General features: G+C 40.2%; 1 pseudogene. It reads right to left on the reverse strand.

What is annotated here, in order from left to right:
- Positions 1-385: pseudogene (locus LFYK43_RS12325) on the reverse strand (helix-turn-helix domain-containing protein); the annotation flags it as partial.
- Positions 386-388: the final 3 nt, after the last annotated feature.

Genomic DNA, 388 nt, shown 5'->3' on the forward strand with positions numbered 1-388 from the left:
GCCCGGCACGGAAATAGACTTGACCTAATTTAGGCAGCTTCAAGTGGTGCTCATCAATGACCTTGATATTCTGATTAACCGCTTTAGAAGTGTAGCTTTGTGCGTAGTTTTTCTTGCTTTTAAAGCGTGGATAACCGTTACTTAATTTCTTGTTGAAAAAACGTTGAAAAGCGTCGTGCAAATTGCTGTTTGTTGCTTGCAGGGCGGTAGCGTCCACGTCTTTTAACCACGGATATTCTGTCTTGAGTGCTTTCAGCAGGTTATTCATAGCAAACTCATTTTGATACCTAGCATGAGAGTTGTTTTTGTGGCGAGCACTTTGCATAGCTAACATTTGATTTCACACAAAACGAGTTGAACCAAAGGTCTGTTTAATTTGTTTAATTGG

The organism is Ligilactobacillus salitolerans (assembly GCF_003864415.1).
In the GTDB taxonomy this organism is placed as follows: Bacteria; Bacillota; Bacilli; order Lactobacillales; family Lactobacillaceae; genus Ligilactobacillus; species Ligilactobacillus salitolerans.